Source organism: Roseomonas gilardii subsp. gilardii (genome assembly GCF_023078375.1).
Classification (GTDB): Bacteria; Pseudomonadota; Alphaproteobacteria; order Acetobacterales; family Acetobacteraceae; genus Roseomonas; species Roseomonas gilardii.
Window position 1 is genome coordinate 3,371,775 of the sequence record NZ_CP095554.1, and the last position, 20,440, is coordinate 3,392,214.

A 20,440-nucleotide genomic window follows, 5' to 3' on the forward strand; every position below is an offset into this window, starting at 1 on the left:
GTCAGCCAGGCGGCAGGGTGATGCGTTGCCGCAGCATCCGCACATCCGCCTCGCGCGGATGCGCGGTGCCGGGGCTGGACACGGCGGCCGCGCCGGCGGCCATGCCCCAGGCGAAGGCGTCCTCCGGCTCCGCGCCACGGGACAGCGCCATCACCATGGCCGCCAGGAAGCTGTCACCGGCTCCCACCGCGCCCTTCACCTCGACCTTGAGCGCCGGCAGGCGGATGGTGCGCTTCTCCGTGGCCAGGATCGCCCCATCGGCGCCCAGCGTGACCGCCAGGATGCGCGTCCTGCCGGAGCGGACGATCTCGGTGGCGGCCGCCTCCTGCTCGCGCGGGTCCTTCAGTTCGCGCCCCGCCAGGGTCTGGAACTCGCTCAGGCTGGGCTTCACGAGATCGACGGGCGCCTCCAGCGCCTGGATCAGCGCCTGGCCGGAGGTGTCCAGCACGAAGCGCAGCCCGCGCCCGGCGGCGATCCGCGCGGCACGGGTGTAGAAATCCACCGGCACGCCGCGCGGCAGGCTGCCGCTGCAGACCAGCCAGCCGCCTTCCACGGTCTCCAGCACGCCCAGCGCCGCCTGCCATTCGGAATCGGCGATCAGCGGCCCTTCGGGCACGAAGCGGTATTCCAGGCCGGTGGAACGCTCCAGCACGGTCTGGCTGATGCGGGTGAAGCCCTGCACGGCGATGGACTGGCGCGGCACCCCGGCCTCGTCCAGCAGTTCCTCCAGCAGATGGCCCGTGGCACCGCCCGCCAGCATCAGGGCCAGGGTCTCGCCGCCGAATGCCTTCACCACGCGGGACACGTTGATACCGCCGCCACCGGGGTCATGGGCCTCGGATTCGGTGCGGATCTTGTGGATCGGTCGGATCTTCTCCGCGACGCTGGTCAGGTCCACCGACGGGTTCAGCGTCAGCGTCACGATGCGGGATTTCGTCAATGGCGCGTGTCCTGATCCTTGGGTTTCCCGCCGGAGCATGCCATGCCCCGGCCGCCCTCTCTCCACCACGGGCGCGGCCACGATGCCGCTACCCGGCCTGCTACTCTGCGTAGATCATCTTCCGTGTCATGCCGCCGTCGGTGATGAATTCCGCCCCGGTGACGAAGCCGCTGTCCGGCCCCAGCAGCCAGGCGATCAGCGCCGCCGTGTCCTCCGGGCGGCCGACCCGTCCCGCGGGGTGCTGGGCATGGTCCTCGGGGCGCAGCGCCTCGCCCTTCGTGTCGATCCAGCCCGGGCTGACGCAGTTCACCCGCACATCGGGCCCGAGGCTGATGGCCAGGGCATGGCTCAACGCCAGCAGCCCGCCCTTGCTGGCGGAATAGCTTTCGGTATCCGGCTCCGACTGGTGCGCGCGGGTGGAGGCGACCGTGACCACCGCGCCCTTCGCCGTGCGGAGCATCTCCTCGGCAGCCTTCACCAGAAGGAAGGTGCTGGTCAGGTTGGTGGCCAGCACCGAGGACCATTCGGCGAGGCTGAGCTCGCGGATCGGCTTGCGGATCATGAAGCCCGCGTTGCAGACCAGCGCGTCGAGGCGCCCCTCCCCGTCGCGGATGCCCTCGACCAGCGCCCGCACCGCCGCCGCCTCCGCGACATCCGCCCGGACGAAGCGTGCCGGCACATCCGGCGGCGGCTCCGCGCGATCGGCGATCACCACCCTGTAGCCGTCCCTGGCCAGGCGCCGGGCCACCGCCAGCCCGATGCCATGGGCGGCGCCCGTCACCAGCGCGACGCGTTGTTCCTGCGGCATGATCCTGCCCTCCTCTCTGCTGCCCATGAAGCGCCCGGGGCGCGGAGCGGCTGCATCCCCGCCGCGCCCTTCCGCCCCGGCGCCCGGGCGGGTTGCCGGACGCTCTTTCGCCGGGATCATGATGCGCGGCATCGGAGCGGAGGGTCGCGGCGCATGAGTGACGGCAGGACGAGCAATCTGGAAGACCCCCGGCGCCACGCCCCGGCGGCGGAGCGCAACCGCGACCCGATCCTGGCGGTGCTGCGGCGCCACCTTCCGGCGGAAGGGCTGGTGCTGGAGGTGGCGAGCGGCACGGGACAGCATGCGGTGCACTTCGCCGCCGCCCTGCCCGGGCTGGTCTTCCAGCCCAGCGACCCGGACTCCTCGGCCCGGGCCAGCATCGATGCCTGGGCGGCGGCGAGCGGCCTGCCCAACCTGCGCCCGGCCCTGGATCTGGATGCCGGCGCGGAGGACTGGCCCGCGCTCAGCCCCGTGGCGGTGCTGTGCATCAACATGATCCATATCTCGCCCTGGGCGGCAACGCGGGGCCTGCTGGCGGGGTCCGCGCGGGTGCTGCCGGCCGGCGGGGTCCTGCTGCTCTACGGCCCCTATCGGCGGGACGACGTGGAGACCGCGCCCAGCAACGAGGAGTTCGACCGCAGCCTGCGGCGCCGCAACCCCGCCTGGGGCCTGCGGCGCCTGGAGGATGTGACGGCCGAGGCCGCCCGGCATGGCTTCCGCCGGCAGGAGGTCGTGGAGATGCCGGCGAACAATCTCTGCGTGGTCTTCCGCCATGCCGCCGGATGAATGGAGGCTCCGCCCCTCAGGCGGCGCGGCGACGGAACCAGTCCGCGGCCAGCGCGCCGCAGACGCCGAGCAGCATGGTGAAGGCGAGCGGCCGCGCCGTGCCGTCGCTGAGCACGCCGACCACCAGCGCGGCGCTGGCGGCGATGGTGAACTGCAGCATGCCCATCAGCGCCGAGGCCGAGCCGGCCCGCGCGGCCTGCCGCGACAGGGCGCCCACCGCCGCATTGGGCATGATCAGCGAGGAGGTGGCGATGGCGAAGAAGATCGGCAGGAAGACGCTGAGCAGGCCAAAGGGACCGGTCAGCGTGACCACGACCAGGACCAGGATGGCCAGAAAGCAGAAGCGTGCCGCCCAGCTCATCACCCGGTGGTGGCCATAGCGCCCGACCAGCCAGGGATTGAGCTGCGACATGCCGATGAAGCCGATGGCGTTGATGCCGAAGAGCATGCCGAAGACCTGCGGGCTGAGGCCGAAGATCTCGATGAAAACCGGCGGCACGCCGCCGAGATAGGCGAACATCACGAACATCATGAAGCCGCCCATCAGCATGTGGGTGACGAAGCTGGGGTCGCGCAGGATCGCGATGTAGCGCGCGAGGAGGCTGGCGACGCCGAGCGAGACGCGGAATTCCGGCGGCAGCGTGTCCGGCAGGAAGCGCCAGACCAGCAGGCAGGACACGACGCCGTAGAAGGCCGAGACCCAGAAGATCATCCGCCAGTCCGCCACGCCGAGCAGGAGCCCGCCGAGGGAGGGCGCCAGGATCGGCGCCACGCCCATGATCAGCATCAGGCGGGACATCAGGCGCGTGGCCTCCAGCCCCTCGGCCTTGTCACGGATCACGGCGCGCGGGATCACCATGCTGGCGGAGCCGCCGAAGGCCGCGATGGCACGGCATATGGACAGCGTGGCGAGGTCCGGCGCGACGGCGCAGCCGACCGAGGCCAGGGTGTAGATCGCCGTTCCCACCAGCAGCGGCCCGCGCCGGCCGAAGCGGTCGGACAGGGTGCCCTGGGTGATCTGCCCCACGGCCAGCCCCATGAACCAGGCGGCGAGCGTGACCTGCGCCGAGCCGGCACCGCTTCTCAGGCTTTCCTCGATCGCCGGGAAGGCCGGCAGGTACATGTCCGTCGAGATCGGACCGATGGCGGTCAGGAAGCCGAGAAGAAAGGGAAGCCAGGAAGGCATCAGGACACGGGCACCGGTGGAAGGCGGCGATGCGTCGGCATCGGGGCAAGGAGGAGGAGGACGACGCCCGGACCCTGCCGCAAAGCAGTGGCCATGACCATGGGCGCGATCACGGATTCACCCGGCTGGGCGAGATATCCATGCACCTCCCCCGCCAGCCCGGCGCAATACCGGCAGGCGGAAGCCGGGGCCTTTGGGCCCCGCGGTCAGTAGCGCAGGCGGACCGTCACCTCGGTCAGGCCGGGCCCCGCCTGGAACCCGGCCTCGCGCAAGGACGGCGCGCGCATCGGAGTCGGAGCGTCGTTGGAGAAGCCGTATCCCTCCTCCGGCAGGCCGAGCAGGGAGCGGTTGAAGTGATGGTCAGCGTTCTCGTCATGATAGATGGAGACGGCATAGAGCCCCGGGCCTGAAATGGCGAAGCAGGCCTCCAACTGGGTCGCGCCGTTGAGGGGTACGCGCTGCCGCGCGATCGACCCGCCGCTGGCGAGGAAGCGGTCCGGTTGCGAACCGTAAAGGGTGACGGCCACTTCGCCCTTACCGCTGCGCGCGCCCACGACATGGACCATGATCCTCGGGTCCTGGCTGGTGGCGTTGCAGGGCATGGCGCTCTGCTCGGCCTGTGCCGGGCCCTCGGCACGGACCTGCCCCGGGGCCAGGGATGCCCACAGCATCGCCCCGGCGCAGGCCAGGGCCAGGTTCCGGGCGGTGTGGCGGCCCGGGATATGGGATCGCTTCGTCATGGCGGACCTCTCCCCTGATCTCGCGCGACCCGGGGCACGGCCGGCCGGGCCGGGTCCCGGGCCGTCATCCGGTGTCGTCCGTCAGGGCGATACCCCTTCGCCGACGGCTTGTCTGCTGCCGATGGCGCGATCGAGCCATGGCCCAGGAGCAAGTCTTATAAAAGTTATAGAATTTGCCGGAGGATGCATGAATTCTTGTGCAAGACAGATAACCCCTAGAAAAACCTACCAGACATACTTGGAAGTCATTGCTTTTGACTTGAATCATCCGTGTGGAGGGTCCATCTTGCGGTGCAGCGAGACAGGGAAAACGGCGCAGCCAAGCGCCCCCGCCGCAGATGAGGGAAATCGGGATGAACACTTTCCGTGAGATGGGTGAGTCGATGATCATGGCCCATGAGGGTCAGCGCCAGCTCGCCGAGATGCTCTTCGCCAAGCTGCGCAGCTTCTTCAGCCAGATCCGTGCTGCCCGCGCCGCCGCGGACGCCGTCTACCGCTGATCCGGCCGAGCACCAGCCGCCGGCTTTTCAGCCGGCGGGCTGCTCCTCGTCCTTGAGGGCCCAGGCCGATACGGCCTGACAGAGCGCCACAGTCTCCCGCAGGGATGTGGTGATGGTTTCGCCGGGGTTCTCGCTCCTCAGAGCGGAGAGCATCAGGCTTCCGGCCGGTGCGTGCCAGAGCGCCACCACGATCCGGGTTTCCGGCAGGCGCCGCCTGATGCGGCGCAGGAAATGCCGCACCCCCGCAGCGCTGCTGCCTTCCTCCAGAACCGACAGACAGCAGAGACGGATCGCCGCGGGGTCCAGCCGCTCCAGATTCGCCGTCTCCAGCACGTTGTTGCTTTCCGCCCGCGCGCCGAAGCCGTGGCGCCGGAAGATCTGCACCGCCATTTCCGCCGCGAGGTCGTCGAGCTCGCCCCGGCCCGCGATCACCACCATGGCGCCGTCGTTGCGCCAGGACGGTGCCGGCAACCCCTGCCGAATCGGGATCGCATCGGACTCCGCGAGTTCCTCGCCAGGGGCGGGAGTGGGCGGCGGGTCCTCGACCCCGACCGCCAGATCCTCCAGCAGCATGGCCACGTGCCGGCGCAGTTGCCCGAACTGCTCGGGCCCCAGTTCCTCGCGCGAGCGGTCCTCCTGCGCCAGGGTGAGGCCGCGCAGAGCGACCTCGTCGTAATAGACCGAGAGCGGCGTGTGCCGCAGCATCTGCCGCGCCTGGGCCACCAGCCCATCCACATCCCCTTCCAGCGCCCGTTGGTAGAAGGTCTCCTCCGGCCGCAGCGGCGGACCGTCCCCCAGCATGATGTCAAGGAACTTCATGCGTTCGACATGCCGCCCCAGCACCACGAGGCAGACGGTGAGCGGCGTCGCCAGCAGCAGGCCGATAGGGCCCCACATGAAGGCCCAGAAAGTAGCGGAAACGATCACCGATACCGGGGAAAGGCCCGTGCTGTGGCCGTAGAGGAGCGGCTCCAGCGCCTGTCCCATCAGGGGGGCGCTGCAGGCGAAGAGCAGCAGGACATAGATGGCCATGGACCAGCCGGGATCGACCGCCAGGGCCAGCAGCACCGGCGGCAGCACCGCGATGGGTGTGCCAACGAAGGGCACGAAGCGCATCACCCCGGCCAGGATTCCCCAGAGCACGGGATTGGGCAGGCCGATGAGCCAGAGGCCCGTGCCGACGAAGATGCCGTAGCCGGCGTTGAGCGCGACTTGCGCCAGGAAGTAACGCGACAGTCGATAGGCGGCATCGGTCATCGCCGTCATGGTGCGGTGAAGATCCCGCGTGCCGGCGAGGCGGATCAACCGGTCGCGCAGGTCCTCCCGGTACAGAAGAACGAAGATGGTGAAGACCACCACGATGCCGGTGGTCGCGATCGGCTTGAACAGCGGCTCCGCCACGCCACGGGCCAGTTCGAGCGGCGTCAGGTCGGATTGCGCGGAGACGGGTGGCGGGCGCCGGATGGTGCGGGCGCTGTCTTCCAGATTGCCCATGCCGCGCAGCAGCGTGTCCACCTGCCGCACCAGCTCATCCAGCCGCAGCGCGTTGACCTTGCGCTGGATCGCGGCCTGGTAGGTGGAGAGGTTCCCCGCCAGTTGCGCCCCCTGACGGCTGACCGCCAGGCCAATCCCGAGCAGCAAGGCGAAGGCGAGCAGCACCGAGATCAGCACGGCGGGCGCGCGGGGCAGGCGGAAGCGGCGCAGGACCCGCACCACCGGAGCCAGCACGAAGGCCAGCAGCACGGCCAGCACGATCGGCACCAGCAGATCGCGGCCGAGATAGAGGCCGGCGATGACGATGGCGCTGGCGATCAGGGTCATGATGCCCCGTGCCGGAATGGCAACCGGCAAAGGCGGCCGTCTGGTCTCGAACATGCTCATGCAACCGCCTGCTGTACCGCGTCGCCCTGACCCCCGCCACGATGGGCGTGGAATGCGGAGGCAACGCCGGCCGGCCATCCGGGTTCAGGCGGGGGGCCCAGCCCTGATGCATCGCACCACAGGCCGGACCAGTCAGGCAATGCCGCCGGAGCCGGCGGACGGACCCAGTACCCGGATACCTAGTGCCCGGATGCCTAGTGCCCGGACAGGCAGGCGCTCATGAAGCTGCGGCGCGCGTCGCCGGCCAGCTTCTTCGTGCCGGCCTCGGCATTGCAGCTCTTCATGCGGTCCTGCTGGGTGGCGGGCGCGGCGGCGCTTTGCGTGCTGTCCGCCTTTCCGGAGAGGCAGGCGCTCATGAACTGCTTCCGGCCGTCGCCGGACAGGGAACGGGTCTTGGCCGTGGCGTTGCAGTCCGTCATGCGCTGCTGCTGCGCCGTCTGGGCTGCCGACTGGGCGTGGGAGACCGAATAGGCGCCGGACAGGCTCAGAAGCGCTGCCGAGGCCAGGAGAGTCGGGAACAACCGCATGGCAGGAGGATTCTCCGCTACGACAGGCTCATGCCCGTCCGGCGCAGCAGAGACCGGTTTGCTCGCGGCGAGCAAGCATTCTCGCCCCGCCTGATGCGGGACACGAGGTTTTCACGCGGCGGCGCCGAATCCGGCCACCAGACCGGCCAGACGCTCGATGGCGGGATCGTTCAGTTCGAGGGCCGCCAGGCCCTCCCGCGTCCGGAACAGGTAATCCGCGGAGGAGCCGATCTGGCCCCGCGCGGTGGCGAGCCGGCGCACCGTCTCTTCCTCCCCGAGCCGCACGCATTGCGGCCCTGTGGGGTCGATGACGAAGGCGATCCCATGGCCGAAGACCTGCCCTTGGATATCGTGGAGCGGTACCCAGACGGGGCGATAGGCGCCGGTCAGCATCTCCCGCCGCCAGAGCAGGGAAAGCTCGTCCGGGAGGTGCTTCTCATCCAGGCGGAGGGCGACACCGTCGCAGCGCCCACCCTCGTCGAGGGCCAGGACGAGACCCGGATTCTCGGGCGTGCCGCGGCCGATCGGGGTCGAGAGGCAGAAGGAGCGGTGCCACCCCTCCACCCTCGCCACGCGCCGTTCGACATGATGGATGGTGGGGTTCCACATCAGGGAGCCGTAGGCGAAGACCCAGGCACCGTCCGCGCCGTCGGGCCGGGCCGCCAGGGTCTGCCGCAACGATGCCTCGCGTTCCGCATCGCTCATCAGGCGCAGGCCGGGCACCGCGGCGGATACCATCCGGTCCAGCTTGCCCGAACGCAGCAGGTCGCGCGTCAGGGCAGTGGAGACCTGGTCGGGATCGGCCGGGGAGGATGAATCGGTCAGGGACATGGGCTCCGGTTCGCCACGCCCTTCAGGGGCGCGAGAATACGGGGCCCCCTATGCAACAGCCCGGGCATTCCGGGAATGTGCCAAATCCCGATCCAGAACATCACGTAAACCGATGGTCCGCGAGGCCGCCGTGACGGGATCGGCGATTCTGTATCGCCGCCTGGGCCTCTGAGGTCTTTCCCGGGCTGCGGGGCAGCCCCGGGACGACCGGAAAAAGGTCAGCGCTGGTGCTGCGCCTTGCGGGCTTCCCGCGCCGCCTGATGGCCGGCCAGGATGGAAGCGACGCGCGAACGGGTCATCGGCTTGCGCTGGTTCTGCTCGCGCAGGGCGGCGGCGCGGGCTTCGGCCTTGGCCTTGCGCTCCTCCTTCTGGCGCTCGATCTCGGCCAGGCGCTCGGCACGGCGGGCAGCCATACGGGCTTCGCGGGCCTGCTCCGCGGCGATACGCTCGGCGCGGCGGGCGGCGAGTTCGGGATCGTCCTGGGTCGGGCGCGCACGAAAAGCCTCCAGCATCGCCTGCTTCGCCTTGGCCTGATCCTCAAGCCGCTGGGTCAGGCTTCCGGGGGTATGCTTGCTCATGCTCAGGCTTCAGCCTCCTTGCTGCGTGGAAATGGAATGGTCCGGCGCGGTTCCGCCGGGCACGGATGGGAGATGCCTTCCGGCCGCTGCCTGCCGCAAGCGGGTGGCCAGGACACAGTTCGTGCCGGAAGGACCATGCTGCATCAGCATAGCCCAGGAATCTCGGTTCCGGAAAAGAAACGGATCAACGACCCGCATGGACAGGGCTTGGGGCTCTTCGCCCGGGCGAGGTTCCCGATGGATCCCCGGATGTGCCGTCCACAGTGACAGTGGGTCGAATACCAGATCAAGTGATGGAAGGAATTGGTGGGCGCACTAGGGCTCGAACCTAGGACCCGCTGATTAAGAGTCAGCTGCTCTACCAACTGAGCTATGCGCCCGACCTTTTCGAACCGCCCCGCTTTTCAGTGGCGCCGTCCGTGTCGGTGGCGCCTATTTACCGTCTTCAACGGCAGGGTCAACCCCCTGCCCCAACTCTTTGCCGCTATTCCTTCGCCGCGGCGAATTCGGCGTCGCGATGCACCCAGACGCTGGCCAGAAGGCCGAAGCCGACCATCGCGGTGATCATCGCCGAGCCACCATGGCTGATCAGCGGCAGCGGCACGCCGCCCACAGGGATGGAGCCGGTGACCATGGCGATGTTGACGAAGACGTAGAGGAAGAAATTGGTGCCGAGCCCGACCGCGACCAGGCGGCCGTACTGGTGGCGGCAGCGGATCGCGACGAGGAAGGCGAAGATCACGACCAGCGCCAGCAGCCCCAGCGTGGCGATCGCGCCGAAGAAGCCGAATTCCTCGGCGATCATGGTGAAGATGAAGTCCGTCTGCTTCTCGGGCAGGAAGTTCAGGTGTCCCTGGGTGCCCTGCAGGAACCCCTTGCCCCAGAGCCCGCCGGAGCCGAGTGCGATCTTGGATTGGATGATGTTGTAGCCGGCGCCGAGCGGATCGCTCTCCGGGTCGAGGAAGGTGGTGATCCGCGCCTTCTGGTAGTCGTGCAGATGGTCGTAGGCGATGGGCGCCGCCGTGCCGATGGCGGCGAAGAGCAGGGCGAAGAGATACCAGCGCGCCCCGGAGGCCCAGAAGATGGCCAGGCCGATGGCGCCGGTGATGAGGGCCGTACCCAGATTCGGCTGCTTCAGGATCAGCGCCATCGGCACCAGCACGGCGATGGCGGGCGGGATCAGGAAGAAGAGGTTGCCCACCCTTTCCCAGGAAGCGCGGTGGAACCAGGAGGCGAGCGCCAGGACCAGGAGGATCTTCATCAGCTCCGAGGGCTGGAGCTGGACCGGGCCGATATCGATCCAGCGCTGCGCGCCCTTGCCCACCTGCCCGTGCAGCATCACCAGGACGAGCAGGCCGACTCCGAGGGCATAGCCGAGCCAGGACAGTTTCGCGATCACGCGGATGTCCACCAGCGCGATGCAGACCATCAGGATCAGCCCGAAGGCGAAGCGGATGGCATGCTTGCTGGCATAGATGGCTGGGTTGCCGCCGCCCGCCGAGTAGAGGGCGACATAGCCGACCCCGGCCAGGGCGCAGAGCATGAGGATGAAGAGCCAGGGCATGGCCCAGAGCTTCTCCAGCACGCCGAAGCCGCGCTCGACGCGCAGCAGGCGGCGTTCGTAGAGGCCGGACATCAGCGCCTCCCCCCGGGGGCCGGGGATTGGGGTCTTCCAGGGAGCCGGCATCGGCCACGCGGGGACCGGCGGGGTTGGGCACCTGCCGGAAGCGCTCGATGGTGTCCATCATGATCTGCTTGCCCAGCGGCGCGGCGGCGGCGGAACCGGCGAGGCCGTGCTCGACCACCACGGCCACGGCATAGCGCGGGTCCTCGTAAGGGGCGAAGCAGACGAAGAGCGCGTGCGGGCGCCATTCACGCGGCAGGTTCTCGGCCCGGAAGCCGCGTTCGCGCTGCTCGCGTGTCACGCGCTTGACCTGCACACTGCCCGTCTTGCCGGCAAGGATGCCATAGCTCGCGGGGATGCGGCCGGCGGCGCCGGTGCCGCGCTCCTCGTTCACCACGGCGAACATGCCTTCCCGCATCAGCCGCAGGTCGCGTTCCGGCATGCCCATGGAGGGCCAGTCCTCCGCCTTCACGCCACGGACCAGCTTGCCGCCGATGGCATGGGTCAGGTGGGGCTGCACCGCCCTGCCGGTGGCGAGACGGGCGGTCATCGTGGCCAGGGAGAGCGGGGTGAGCTGGTAGAAGCCCTGCCCGATGCCATGGACGACGGTGTCGCCGAGATTCCAGGGCTTGCCCTGCTTCAGGCGCCATTCGCGGGTGGGGACGAAGCCGCTGCGCGTGCCGGGAAGCTCGATCTGCAGGTCGACGCCCAGGCCGAACCGCTTCGCCATGGCGGCGATGCGGTCGATGCCGGTGCGCTTGGCCATCTCGTAGAAATAGACGTCGCAGGAGAATTTGAGCGCGTTGCGCATGTTGATCGAGCCGTGGCCGTAGCGCGACCAACAGTGGAAACGCGTATCGCCCAGATCGTAGTAGCCGGGGCAGAAGACCCGGTCCTCCGGCGTGACCACCTTGGCATCCAGCGCCGCCATGCCCACCACCATCTTGAAGGTGGAACCCGGGGCGTAGAGGCCGTTCGTCACCTTGTTGATCAGGGGCGTGGAACGCTTGCTGGTCCATTCCTTCCACTGGGCGGCGGACACGCCGGAATCGAAGAGCGAGGGGTCGAAGGAAGGCTGGCTCGCCATGGCCAGGACCTCGCCCGACTTCGCATCGAGCACCACGGCGCTGGTGCCTTCCTCGCAACGGCCGCGCACGGTGCGCTGGAGCTGGGCATCGACGCTGATCTGGATGTCCTGGCCTGGCACGCCCTCGCGCCGGTCCAGCTCGCGGATCACTCGGCCGACGACATTCACCTCGAGACGCTGCAATCCCGCACGGCCACGCAGGATGACGTCGTGATAGCGCTCGATCCCCGCGCGGCCGACCCGGACGCCCGGCAGTTCCAGCAGTGGATCCTTGCCAATGTCCCGTTCCGCCGGCGGAGCGACGTAGCCGACCACATGGGCGAGCTGCTCATGCTCCGGATAGTCCCGGGTGGTGCCGACATCGATGCTGATCCCGGGCAGATCCGGTGCATTGATCTCCAGCAGCGCCATCTCGTCCCAGGTCAGGAAGTCGCGGACGGTGACGGGAATGAAGCGGCGGCGGCGGCGGATATCGCGCTCGATGCGGGCCTTCTCGTGATCCTGCAACGGCAGCAGCTTCGAGAAGGTCTCCAGCACCGCCGGCACGTCGCCCGCGGATTCCGCGGTCAGCAGGGCCCGCCAGTTCAGCCGGTTGGCGGCGACGATCTCGCCATTGCGGTCCATGATCCGGCCGCGCGGCGGCGCGAGGAGGCGTGAGGAGATGCGGTTCTCCTCCGCCAGCGTGGCATAGCGGTCGCCCTCATCGACCTGCAGCCGGTGCAGGCGGTAGCCGAGGAAGCCCAGCCCGCCGAGCTGGATGCCGCCCAGCACCAGGGCGCGGCGGGTGAAGATGGAGCGGCGGCGCTCCTCCTCGCCCCGGCGGCTCATGGGCGGCCCCCTGGGTGCCGGGCGCTCATGCCAGGCTCTCGGCCTGCCGCATGGCCACATGGACCCGCGTCAGGATGGCCGCCACGGCCGGATAGGCGCCTGCGGCGAGGCCGGCCTGGACCAGGGCGGGCATGGGAGGCGTGAGCTGCCAGCTGAGCACCATCTGTAGAAGGTAGGAGAGCCCCGCCACCGCAAGGGCGAAGGCGCAGAAGATCAGCCAGACCGTGGCGAAGGAGCGGCGGGCGATGAAGCGGCGCAGGCGAAAGGCCGTGCCATGCACCAGGAGCAGGGTCAGGATGCCCTGGCCAAGCGGAGCGAAGTTCAGCAGGTCCTGCAGGAATCCCAGGCCGAAGACCGCCAGGGCCGGCATGGCCGAGGGGCGGAAGACCGTCCAGAAGAAGACGCAGCCCAGCACCAGCCCGGGCCCCAGCGCCGGCAGGCCGACCGGGGTGGCGGCGAGAATGAGGATCAGGGCGGCACCGGCCACCGGGATGGCGGCGCGTGCGAAGGCATCCAGCCGGCGCAGCAGCCCGGGCGCCGGGTCCGGCTGCCCCAGGGGAGGACGTCGCCACATCAGCGGGAGGCCGGTCCAGGCGGGGAGCAGGGCACCGGCACTATTTCCGGGGTTCCGGACGGGGTTCCGGGCGGGCCACCGCTTCTGGCGGCAGGATGCCGGCCAGGCCAAAGTCGAAGATCCGCACCATGTCCAGCCGGCCCAGTTGCGCGAAAAGTTCCACTTCCGGCGCGCCGGAATCCTCCGACCAGTGGACCACGCCGACAGGCAGGCCCGTGGGGAAGGCGGCGGCCTCGGCGCTGGTCACCACGCGCTCGCCCTCCTGCGGCGGCGTGCCCTCGGGCCAGTGCTGCAGGCGCGGGCGGGCGCCGTTGGTGCCGATCATCATGGCGCGGGAGCGCGATCCCTCCAGCACCACCGGGATCCGGCTGTTGATATCCGTGAGCAGCAGGATGCGGGCGGACCGCTCACCGACCTCGGTGATGCGGCCGGCCAGGCCGCGCTCGTCCAGCGCCACCTGTCCCTTGCGCAGGCCGAGCCCTGGTGCCTTGGCCACCAGCACCGCCCGGGCATAGATGCCGCCGGCATCGGCCACCACCCGCACGGTGTGGTAGGTGGCGGACGCGCTGGAAACGAAGGAGAGCTGCCGCCGGAGCTGGGCGTTCTCAGCCTCCAGCGCCAGGGCGGCGTTCTGCCAGCGGCGGAGGAGTTCGTTCTCCTCGCGCAGCCGCGCATTCTCGCTACGGAGTTGCCAGAGCTCGGTGGCCTGCTGCCCCAGCCCCTGCGCGGCCTCGACCGGCCGCGACAGCACCGCATAGAGCGGCGCCAGCGAATCGGCCAGCGACATGCGCAGGCGCTCGACCAGCAGCGGATCGGCCTTGCCCAGGAGCATCGCCCCGAAGGCCGCTGCGATCAGCACGGGCAGAGTCAGCCGTGACAGGGCCTGCCGGAGCGGGATGCTCAGTCGGATCATTCACACATGTCCTGGCGGGCGCCCGGCTCGGCCCCGCGATGGGAGTCCTCAATACATCGAGGACAGGACGTGGCGAAGCCGCTTCATCTCCTCAAGGGCCCGGCCAGTGCCCAGCGCGACGCAGGACAGGGCCTCGTCCGCCACGGAGACGGGCAGGCCGGTCGCATCGCGCAGCACCTGGTCCAGCCGGTACAGCAGGGCGCCGCCGCCGGTGAGCACGATGCCCTTGTCCACGATATCGGCGGCCAGTTCCGGGGGCGTGTTCTCCAACGCCACCTTCACCGCCTCGACGATCGCCGTCACCGGCTCGCTCAGGCTCTCGGAGATCTGGCGCTGGCTGACCCAGACCTCGCGCGGCACGCCGTTCATCAGGTCGCGGCCACGGACCTCGATCACCGGGCCTTCCTCGCCGTAATCGGGCACGGCGGCGGCGCCGATGGCCATCTTGATGCGCTCGGCCGTGCTCTCGCCGATCAGCAGGTTGAACTGGCGGCGGATGTAGCTGATCACCGCCTCGTCCATCTTGTCGCCGCCGACGCGGACGGAGCGGGCATAGACGATGCCGCCCAGCGAGATCACCGCGACCTCGGTGGTGCCGCCGCCGACATCGACGACCATGGAGCCAGAGGGCTCGGTGACCGGCAGGCCGGCGCCGATGGCCGCCGCCATGGGCTCCTCGATCAGCAGCACTTTGCGGGCGCCGGCGCTCTCGGCGCTTTCCTGGATCGCGCGGCGCTCGACGGCGGTGGAGCCGGAGGGCACGCAGATCACGATCATCGGCGAGGCGAAGGAGCGGCGGTTATGCACCTTGCGGATGAAGTGCTTGATCATCTCCTCCGCCACCTCGAAATCCGCGATCACGCCGTCGCGCATCGGGCGGATGGCGGCGATGTTGCCGGGGGTGCGGCCGAGCATGTGCTTGGCTTCCTCGCCCACGGCGAGGACCTGCTTGCGGCCACGGAGATCGGCGATGGCCACCACGGAGGGCTCGTTCAGAACGATGCCGCGGCCCTTCACATAGACGAGGGTATTGGCGGTCCCAAGATCGATGGCCATGTCGGCCGAGAGGAAGCCGAACATGCGGGAGAACATGCGCTTGACGCCTCGTGCGTGAGGAAGGGGGTAGCGGGGGAGCGCGCCTGACTAGCTCCCCTGGCGCGTAGGCTCAAGCCCCTCTTGCACCATTGCCGGCATGGCAGGGCGTCTCGAAAATGCAACCACGCGATGTGTGGCACGTTACCGGGCCGGAAAGCCAAATCAGCCTTTGGCTGCAAGAATGCAACGATGGAGCGAAGCCATGCGCAAGTCCACCCTCGCCGTCCTGGCCCTGGCGGGGCTGTCGCTGGGAGCCTGCGGCTACAGCACCGGGGACCGTGCGGTCTCGGGTGGGCTGTTGGGTGCCGGCACCGGTGCGGCGATCGGGTCGCTGTCCGGCAATGCGGGCACGGGTGCCCTGATCGGCGGCGGCGTCGGCGCCCTGGGTGGCGCGGCCACCAGTGGCAATGACGTCAACCTGGGCCGGCCGATCTGGCGCTGAGACGCCTCGCCTCCAGCAGACGAATTCCTGATGCCAAGACGCCGCCCCTGGCCATCCGGCCAGGGGCGGCGTTTTTCATGTTGCCGGCTTCATGGCGCCGGCGCCGCCCTCCGCGTGACCGGAAATCCCGCTTGATTCTACCGTTCAGTAGGTGAATGATTGGTCCATTGGAACGATGCCGGAAAAGGCACGGCCGGGGGAAACCAGAGATTCCATGAGCAGGACCGACACCCTTCCTTTGCGGGGGCGCCGTGCGATCGTCACCGGGGGCGCCCGCGGGATCGGCCGGGCCATCGCACGCGCCCTTCACGAGCATGGCGCGCAGGTGGCGGTCTGGGACCTCAGCCCGCAAAGCTTCGACCCGGATGATGCCGGTTTCACCCCGGCCCTGTTGCAGCAGGTCGACGTCGCCTCCCTGCCCTCCGTACAATCCGCCTTCGCGGAATGCCTGGCCACCCTGGGGCATGTCGATATCCTGGTGAACAATGCTGGGATCAACGGCCCCGTGGCACCGTGCTGGGAATATCCGCCGGAGGCCTGGGCGAAGGTGCTGGCCGTCGATCTGAACAGCGTCTTCTACGGATGCCGCACCGTGATCCCGCATATGCGGGAGCGCGGCCATGGGCGCATCGTCAATGTCGCCTCCATCGCGGGCAAGGAAGGCGTGCAGTTCATCTCGGGCTACTCGGCGGCCAAGGGCGGCGTGATCGCCTTCACCAAGGCGGTGGCGAAGGAGCTGGCGCAGGACGGCATCCTGATCAACTGCATCGCCCCCGCCATGGCGGAGACGGAGCTGCTGTCGCAGATGTCCGAGGCGCATATCGCCGCCAGCAGGGCCAAGATCCCGATGGGCCGGCTGCTGCGGGTGGAGGAGATCGCCGCCATGGTCGCCTGGATCGTCGGGCCAGGCTGCTCCTTCACCACCGGCTTCACCTTCGACCTCACCGGCGGCCGGGCGACCTATTGACCCCCGGCCGGGGCACCGGACGAGCACGACACCACGCCTGACCAGGCCGCCGGAGAGCGGCCGGGAAAACAAGATCAGTCCGAGGAAGAACATCATGACCCTGCTTCGACGCCATCTGGGCCTCTCAGCCTTTGCCCTGACCGCCACCGCCGCCGGGCGCGCGCGGCCAGCGGCGGCACAGGCCGCCTATCCGACGCGGCCGGTCTCGGTCGTCGTGCCCTTCGCAGCCGGTGGCTCGACGGATTTCGTGGGGCGGCTGATCGCGCAGAGCCTGTCCACCGCCTTCGGCCAGCAATTCGTGGTGGACAACCGCAGCGGGGCCAGCGGCACGGTGGGCGCCACCTATGTCGCCCGGGCGCGGCCGGATGGCTACACGCTGCTGGTCAGCCCGAACAGCACCTTCGCCATGGCGCCTTTCCTGTACAAGCTGCCCTATGACAACGAGAAAGCCTTCGCGCCCATCGGGCTGCTGGCCTCCAACGCCATGGCCGTCTGCGTGCAGGCCAACTCGCCCTATCGCACGCTGGCGGATCTGGTGGCCGCGGCGAAGGCGAAGCCGAACGAGATCAGCTTCGGCTCCGGCGGCACCGGGGTGTCGAACCACCTGGCGGTGGAACTCTTCGCGGCGCAGTCGGGCATCCAGATGCTGCATGTGCCCTATCGCGGCGGTGCGCCGGCGGCACAGGCGCTGCTGGGCGGGGAGATCCAGCTTTCCTTCATCGACACGGTGACCGCCGTGCCCTTCGTGCGTGACGGCTCGGTGCGGGCGCTGGCCGTGACCTCGGCGCAGCGGAACGGGCAGTTGCCCGACGTACCGACCGTCGCGGAGTCCGGCCTGCCCGGCTTCCAGGCCTCGACCGATATCGCGCTCTTCGCCCCGGCGGGGACGCCGGAACCGATCCTGAAGCGCCTGTCCGAACTGTCCTCGGCAGCGATGCGGACGCAGGAGGTGAAGGACAAGCTGGCGCCGCTCGCCATCGATCCGGTGGGCGGCACGCGGGAGGAGTTCCCGGCCTATTTCGTGGCGGAGAGCGCCAAGTGGGGCGGCATCATCCGCGAGCGGAACATCAGGCTGGAGGGGTAGGCGTTATCCTTCTCCGGCCCCTCGGGGGAGCGAGGGGCCGGGACGCCGGGTGCGGGTCAGTACAGGGGCCTCTGGCCGGCGCATGGGGCAGAGTAAAGTCGGGGCAGGCGGCTTCGAGCCCGAAGGCAAGGACAATCGTCACGCGATAGGAAAATATTGATATTTCGCCTCAAAAGGAATATTATCCCCCCCGGGGGGAGCATATCCCTTGTCAAACTGACCGAGGCCGATCTGCGCGCAGCCATGAGGGATCCCCTCTATTGGGGTTCCCATCAGCCTGGACAAACTGGCTTCCGCGACTGGGTCACGCGGGGATGGTGTGCCCTGGCTCAGGCGGAGACACGCGGTGGCGGCACCGTGCATGTGCGCGCTTATACGCGCACCCGTCATGGCCGGACGGAACAGGTCTCAGCCTAGAGGCTGTTGTGGACTGATGGGAGGGCCAGATTTGCGGGATGACCCGCAAGTCCTATCCGTCCGACGTATCTGATGAGGAATGGGCGCTGGTTGCGCCCTATCTTGTGCTGCTGCCCGAGGCGGCGGGGCAGCGGCGCCACGCCTTGCGCGAGGTGTTCAACGGGCTGCGCTATGTGGTCAAGACGGGCGCGCCCTGGCGCTGGATGCCCAATGACCTGCCACCATGGGACATCGTCTACGCCCAGGCCCGGCGCTGGCTGGCGGCCGGGGTGTTCGAGGCGATCGTGCACGACCTGCGGGTCGTGCTGCGGCTGGAGGCAGGCCGCGCGGCCGAGCCGACGGCGGCGGTGCTGGACAGCCGGACGAGTTGCAGGACCACCCCCCGGCCCAGGTCTGAGCACTCCCGCTGGCGCGGGCGGTCCCATCCGCCCGCGCCCGTTGCCCTCAGGCCGTCATCGCGGCCGGGGCGGTGCGCTCGCGCTTCACCAGCAGCTTGTTCAGCGCGTGGATATAGGCGCGGGCGGAGGCGACGATCGTGTCGGTGTCGGAGCCCTGCCCGTCCACCAGCTTGCCACCTTCCTCCAGCCGCACGGTGACGCGGGCCTGGGCATCGGTGCCGCCGGTGACGGACTGCACGGCGAAGAGGCGCAGGCCCACCTCGTGCGGGAAGGCGGCGCGGATGGCGTTGAAGGTGGCGTCCACCGCGCCGTCGCCGACCGCCATGCCCTCATGCGTCTCGCCATCCACCTCCAGCTTCAGCGTCGCCATGGGATGGGTGTGCAGGCCGGCGGTGACGGTCAGCGCGGTCAGCTTGATGCGGTCATGGGTGCGCAGGATCTGGTCGTCCACCAGCGCGACGATGTCCTCGTCATAGACGACCTTCTTGCGGTCCGCGATTTCCTTGAAGCGGGCGAAGGCGTCGTTGAGCTGGTTGTCGCCGACCTCGTAGCCCAGGGCCTTCAGCTTGTCGCGGAAGGCGGCGCGGCCGGAATGCTTGCCCATGACCAGGGAGGAGTTGGTCCAGCCGACGCTTTCCGGCGTCATGATCTCGTAGGTGCCACGGTCCTTCAGCATGCCGTCCTGGTGGATGCCGGATTCATGGGCGAAGGCGTTGCGGCCGACGATGGCCTTGTTCGGCTGCACGTCGAAGCCGGTGATGGTGGCCAGCAGGCGCGAGGTCTTGAGGATGTTCGGCGTGTTGATGCCGGTGGTCTTGTTCAGGGCGTTCTGGCGGGTGCGGATCGCCATGGCGACCTCTTCCAGGCTGGCATTGCCCGCGCGCTCCCCGATGCCGTTGATGGTGCATTCCACCTGCCGCGCCCCGGCCTGGATGGCGGCCAGGGTATTCGCCACGGCCAGACCCAGGTCGTTGTGGTTGTGGGTGGAGAAGATCACCGTATCGGCGCCCGGCACGCGTTCCCGCAGCATGGTGAAGATGCGGGCCATGTCCTCCGGCACCGCATAGCCGACCGTGTCGGGGATGTTGATGGTGGTGGCGCCGGCCCGGATCGCGGCCTCGACGCAGCGGCACAGGAAGTCGTCCTCCGTGCGGCTGCCATCCTCGGCGGACCATTCCACGTCGGCCACGTGCTGGCGGGCCAGGGTGACGGAGGCGGCGACGGCCTCCAGCACCTGCTCCTGCGTCATGCGCAGCTTGGCCCGCATATGCAGTTCGGAGGTGGAGATGAAGGTATGGATGCGCGGGCGGGCGGCGGTCTTCACCGCCTCGGCGGCGCGCAGGATGTCCTTGGGCGCGGAGCGGGACAGGCCGCAGACCACGGGGCCAGCCTTGCTGAATCGGTCGGCGATGGACTTCACGCTGTCGAAGTCGCCGGGCGAGGCGATGGGGAAGCCGGCCTCCAGCACATCGGCGCCCAGCTCGGCCAGGGCGTCCGCCATGCGCAGCTTCTCCTCCAGGTTCATGGAGAAGCCGGGGGACTGCTCGCCGTCGCGCAGCGTGGTGTCGAAGATGATGACCCGTTCGTCCGGGATGGTGCCGAAGGAGGGATGGGTGATGGACATCGGAAGGCTCTCGACTGGTTTACCGTGGCTGGACCGCCGCCGGGACGGATGTTCCGGTGGCTGATGGGCCCTGGCGCGGAATCTCTCGCGGCGCGGAGGGCCCGGGTCCCCAGGGAAGGGTCCTAGGGGAAGATCCCCTGAACGCGGCCGGCGGTCTCCCGCCGGGGTTACGCCCAGGGGCCGGTAAGTCGAAGGAGAAGGAGGCGCGCGCCATCGCGGGCCGGACGGCCCACGGAAAAGGCAGCGATGTGGCCGCGCGCGGTCATGGCGACAGCGTTAGCAGCACTTGCCGGGCTGGACAACCACTTCCCTTGCGGCTTCTGTCCGCGCCGGTGCGGACCGCCGGCCCCGCGAGGGTGTCCGGACCGTCATGGGGCGGAAAACTTTGATGCGGTGTCGTCCGCTATGAGGCAGGCGCCCTTGCGGCGAGGAACTCCGGGGACCATGCAGCCGCGTGAGGGAATCAGGCTCCGCCCCGGGGGGAGCAGGCCGAGGGTCATGGCCAGCGGGGCGCGACGGACCGGATACGAATCCGGCCCGTCCCCGGCAGGCCGGGCCAGACCAGGGGTACGATGGGAAGCAAGGCGGGAACCGGGGATCTGGCGAGGCC

The 20,440-nt window shown here is 69.2% G+C and carries 18 protein-coding genes, 1 tRNA gene and 2 pseudogenes; 6 read left to right on the top strand and 15 right to left on the bottom strand.

The window, feature by feature from the left end:
• Position 1: 1 nt before the first annotated feature.
• A complete protein-coding gene (locus tag MVG78_RS15520) occupies positions 2 to 940 on the bottom strand; it encodes a 1-phosphofructokinase family hexose kinase (RefSeq protein WP_247552928.1) in 939 nt (312 codons plus the stop codon).
• A gap of 100 nt (positions 941 to 1,040) precedes the next feature.
• Complete coding sequence (locus MVG78_RS15525) at positions 1,041 to 1,748, bottom strand: SDR family oxidoreductase (RefSeq protein ID WP_247552929.1); 708 nt, start codon at positions 1,746 to 1,748, stop codon at positions 1,041 to 1,043.
• Positions 1,749 to 1,901: 153 nt separating this feature from the next.
• Between MVG78_RS15525 and MVG78_RS15530 the strand changes: the two genes are divergently transcribed.
• Positions 1,902 to 2,534 carry a DUF938 domain-containing protein gene (locus MVG78_RS15530; RefSeq protein WP_247552931.1) on the top strand — a complete coding sequence of 211 codons (633 nt, stop codon included), beginning with the start codon at positions 1,902 to 1,904 and terminating at the stop codon, positions 2,532 to 2,534.
• Positions 2,535 to 2,550: 16 nt separating this feature from the next.
• On the opposite strand, the gene MVG78_RS15535 is transcribed toward MVG78_RS15530, so the two are convergent.
• Together MVG78_RS15535 and MVG78_RS15540 are read right to left on the bottom strand one after the other, a co-directional pair.
• Positions 2,551 to 3,720: a multidrug effflux MFS transporter gene (locus MVG78_RS15535; RefSeq protein ID WP_247552933.1), complete on the bottom strand. Its 1,170-nt coding sequence runs from the start codon at positions 3,718 to 3,720 to the stop codon at positions 2,551 to 2,553.
• Positions 3,721 to 3,926: 206 nt separating this feature from the next.
• Positions 3,927 to 4,460, bottom strand: a complete 534-nt coding sequence (locus tag MVG78_RS15540) for a DUF2141 domain-containing protein (RefSeq protein WP_247552935.1) — start codon at positions 4,458 to 4,460, stop codon at positions 3,927 to 3,929.
• 353 nt (positions 4,461 to 4,813) lie between these two features.
• On the opposite strand from MVG78_RS15540, the gene MVG78_RS15545 reads away from it, so the two are divergent.
• Complete coding sequence (locus tag MVG78_RS15545; protein WP_247552937.1) at positions 4,814 to 4,960, top strand: hypothetical protein; 147 nt, start codon at positions 4,814 to 4,816, stop codon at positions 4,958 to 4,960.
• Between the two features lie 27 nt (positions 4,961 to 4,987).
• On the opposite strand, the gene MVG78_RS15550 is transcribed toward MVG78_RS15545, so the two are convergent.
• From MVG78_RS15550 to MVG78_RS15595, 10 genes and pseudogenes are all read right to left on the bottom strand, one after another.
• Positions 4,988 to 6,841 (bottom strand): AI-2E family transporter, encoded by a 1,854-nt coding sequence (locus MVG78_RS15550; protein ID WP_247552939.1) that lies wholly within the window; start codon positions 6,839 to 6,841, stop codon positions 4,988 to 4,990.
• Positions 6,842 to 7,035: 194 nt separating this feature from the next.
• Entirely contained in the window at positions 7,036 to 7,368 is a 333-nt protein-coding gene (locus tag MVG78_RS15555) for a PsiF family protein (RefSeq protein WP_247552940.1), read from the bottom strand.
• A gap of 111 nt (positions 7,369 to 7,479) precedes the next feature.
• On the bottom strand, positions 7,480 to 8,199 hold the full coding sequence (locus MVG78_RS15560) for a gamma-glutamylcyclotransferase (RefSeq protein WP_247552942.1): 720 nt from the start codon (positions 8,197 to 8,199) through the stop codon (positions 7,480 to 7,482).
• Between the two features lie 218 nt (positions 8,200 to 8,417).
• On the bottom strand, positions 8,418 to 8,777 hold the full coding sequence (locus MVG78_RS15565) for a DUF6481 family protein (RefSeq protein WP_247552944.1): 360 nt from the start codon (positions 8,775 to 8,777) through the stop codon (positions 8,418 to 8,420).
• Between the two features lie 304 nt (positions 8,778 to 9,081).
• Positions 9,082 to 9,157 (bottom strand) — tRNA-Lys (locus MVG78_RS15570).
• Between the two features lie 104 nt (positions 9,158 to 9,261).
• Positions 9,262 to 10,413 carry a rod shape-determining protein RodA gene (rodA, locus tag MVG78_RS15575; RefSeq protein WP_247552946.1) on the bottom strand — a complete coding sequence of 384 codons (1,152 nt, stop codon included), beginning with the start codon at positions 10,411 to 10,413 and terminating at the stop codon, positions 9,262 to 9,264.
• A 28-nt stretch (positions 10,414 to 10,441) separates the two neighbouring features.
• Positions 10,442 to 12,316: pseudogene (gene mrdA, locus MVG78_RS15580) on the bottom strand (penicillin-binding protein 2); the annotation flags it as partial.
• 25 nt (positions 12,317 to 12,341) lie between these two features.
• On the bottom strand, positions 12,342 to 12,890 hold the full coding sequence (gene mreD, locus MVG78_RS15585; protein WP_247552948.1) for a rod shape-determining protein MreD: 549 nt from the start codon (positions 12,888 to 12,890) through the stop codon (positions 12,342 to 12,344).
• A gap of 40 nt (positions 12,891 to 12,930) precedes the next feature.
• Complete coding sequence (mreC, locus tag MVG78_RS15590) at positions 12,931 to 13,803, bottom strand: rod shape-determining protein MreC (protein WP_247552950.1); 873 nt, start codon at positions 13,801 to 13,803, stop codon at positions 12,931 to 12,933.
• Positions 13,804 to 13,851: 48 nt separating this feature from the next.
• Positions 13,852 to 14,895 (bottom strand): rod shape-determining protein, encoded by a 1,044-nt coding sequence (locus MVG78_RS15595; RefSeq protein ID WP_019461572.1) that lies wholly within the window; start codon positions 14,893 to 14,895, stop codon positions 13,852 to 13,854.
• A gap of 205 nt (positions 14,896 to 15,100) precedes the next feature.
• Here MVG78_RS15595 and MVG78_RS15600 point away from each other — a divergent pair, with 205 nt between their 5' ends.
• The 4 genes and pseudogenes from MVG78_RS15600 to MVG78_RS15615 all read left to right on the top strand — a co-directional run.
• Complete coding sequence (locus tag MVG78_RS15600; protein ID WP_247552952.1) at positions 15,101 to 15,340, top strand: YMGG-like glycine zipper-containing protein; 240 nt, start codon at positions 15,101 to 15,103, stop codon at positions 15,338 to 15,340.
• A 214-nt stretch (positions 15,341 to 15,554) separates the two neighbouring features.
• Entirely contained in the window at positions 15,555 to 16,307 is a 753-nt protein-coding gene (locus MVG78_RS15605) for an SDR family NAD(P)-dependent oxidoreductase (protein ID WP_247552954.1), read from the top strand.
• A gap of 94 nt (positions 16,308 to 16,401) precedes the next feature.
• Positions 16,402 to 17,391 carry a Bug family tripartite tricarboxylate transporter substrate binding protein gene (locus MVG78_RS15610; protein ID WP_247552956.1) on the top strand — a complete coding sequence of 330 codons (990 nt, stop codon included), beginning with the start codon at positions 16,402 to 16,404 and terminating at the stop codon, positions 17,389 to 17,391.
• 455 nt (positions 17,392 to 17,846) lie between these two features.
• Positions 17,847 to 18,191 (top strand): annotated as a pseudogene (locus MVG78_RS15615) (transposase); the annotation flags it as partial.
• Between the two features lie 61 nt (positions 18,192 to 18,252).
• On the opposite strand, the gene MVG78_RS15620 reads toward MVG78_RS15615, so the two are convergent.
• Complete coding sequence (locus MVG78_RS15620; RefSeq protein WP_247552958.1) at positions 18,253 to 19,830, bottom strand: 2-isopropylmalate synthase; 1,578 nt, start codon at positions 19,828 to 19,830, stop codon at positions 18,253 to 18,255.
• Positions 19,831 to 20,440 lie beyond the last annotated feature (610 nt).

What these genes read in the sequence shown, in the direction of transcription:
- MVG78_RS15525 (WP_247552929.1), bottom strand. Translation starts at nt 1,748, where the DNA reads ATGCCGCAGGAACAACGCGTCGCGCTGGTGACGGGCGCCGCCCATGGC.
- MVG78_RS15530 (WP_247552931.1), top strand. Translation starts at nt 1,902, where the DNA reads ATGAGTGACGGCAGGACGAGCAATCTGGAAGACCCCCGGCGCCACGCC.
- MVG78_RS15535 (WP_247552933.1), bottom strand. Translation starts at nt 3,720, where the DNA reads ATGCCTTCCTGGCTTCCCTTTCTTCTCGGCTTCCTGACCGCCATCGGT.
- MVG78_RS15540 (WP_247552935.1), bottom strand. Translation starts at nt 4,460, where the DNA reads ATGACGAAGCGATCCCATATCCCGGGCCGCCACACCGCCCGGAACCTG.
- MVG78_RS15545 (WP_247552937.1), top strand. Translation starts at nt 4,814, where the DNA reads ATGAACACTTTCCGTGAGATGGGTGAGTCGATGATCATGGCCCATGAG.
- MVG78_RS15550 (WP_247552939.1), bottom strand. Translation starts at nt 6,841, where the DNA reads ATGAGCATGTTCGAGACCAGACGGCCGCCTTTGCCGGTTGCCATTCCG.
- MVG78_RS15555 (WP_247552940.1), bottom strand. Translation starts at nt 7,368, where the DNA reads ATGCGGTTGTTCCCGACTCTCCTGGCCTCGGCAGCGCTTCTGAGCCTG.
- MVG78_RS15560 (WP_247552942.1), bottom strand. Translation starts at nt 8,199, where the DNA reads ATGTCCCTGACCGATTCATCCTCCCCGGCCGATCCCGACCAGGTCTCC.
- MVG78_RS15565 (WP_247552944.1), bottom strand. Translation starts at nt 8,777, where the DNA reads ATGAGCAAGCATACCCCCGGAAGCCTGACCCAGCGGCTTGAGGATCAG.
- rodA (WP_247552946.1), bottom strand. Translation starts at nt 10,413, where the DNA reads ATGTCCGGCCTCTACGAACGCCGCCTGCTGCGCGTCGAGCGCGGCTTC.
- mreD (WP_247552948.1), bottom strand. Translation starts at nt 12,890, where the DNA reads ATGTGGCGACGTCCTCCCCTGGGGCAGCCGGACCCGGCGCCCGGGCTG.
- mreC (WP_247552950.1), bottom strand. Translation starts at nt 13,803, where the DNA reads ATGATCCGACTGAGCATCCCGCTCCGGCAGGCCCTGTCACGGCTGACT.
- MVG78_RS15595 (WP_019461572.1), bottom strand. Translation starts at nt 14,895, where the DNA reads ATGTTCTCCCGCATGTTCGGCTTCCTCTCGGCCGACATGGCCATCGAT.
- MVG78_RS15600 (WP_247552952.1), top strand. Translation starts at nt 15,101, where the DNA reads ATGCGCAAGTCCACCCTCGCCGTCCTGGCCCTGGCGGGGCTGTCGCTG.
- MVG78_RS15605 (WP_247552954.1), top strand. Translation starts at nt 15,555, where the DNA reads ATGAGCAGGACCGACACCCTTCCTTTGCGGGGGCGCCGTGCGATCGTC.
- MVG78_RS15610 (WP_247552956.1), top strand. Translation starts at nt 16,402, where the DNA reads ATGACCCTGCTTCGACGCCATCTGGGCCTCTCAGCCTTTGCCCTGACC.
- MVG78_RS15620 (WP_247552958.1), bottom strand. Translation starts at nt 19,830, where the DNA reads ATGTCCATCACCCATCCCTCCTTCGGCACCATCCCGGACGAACGGGTC.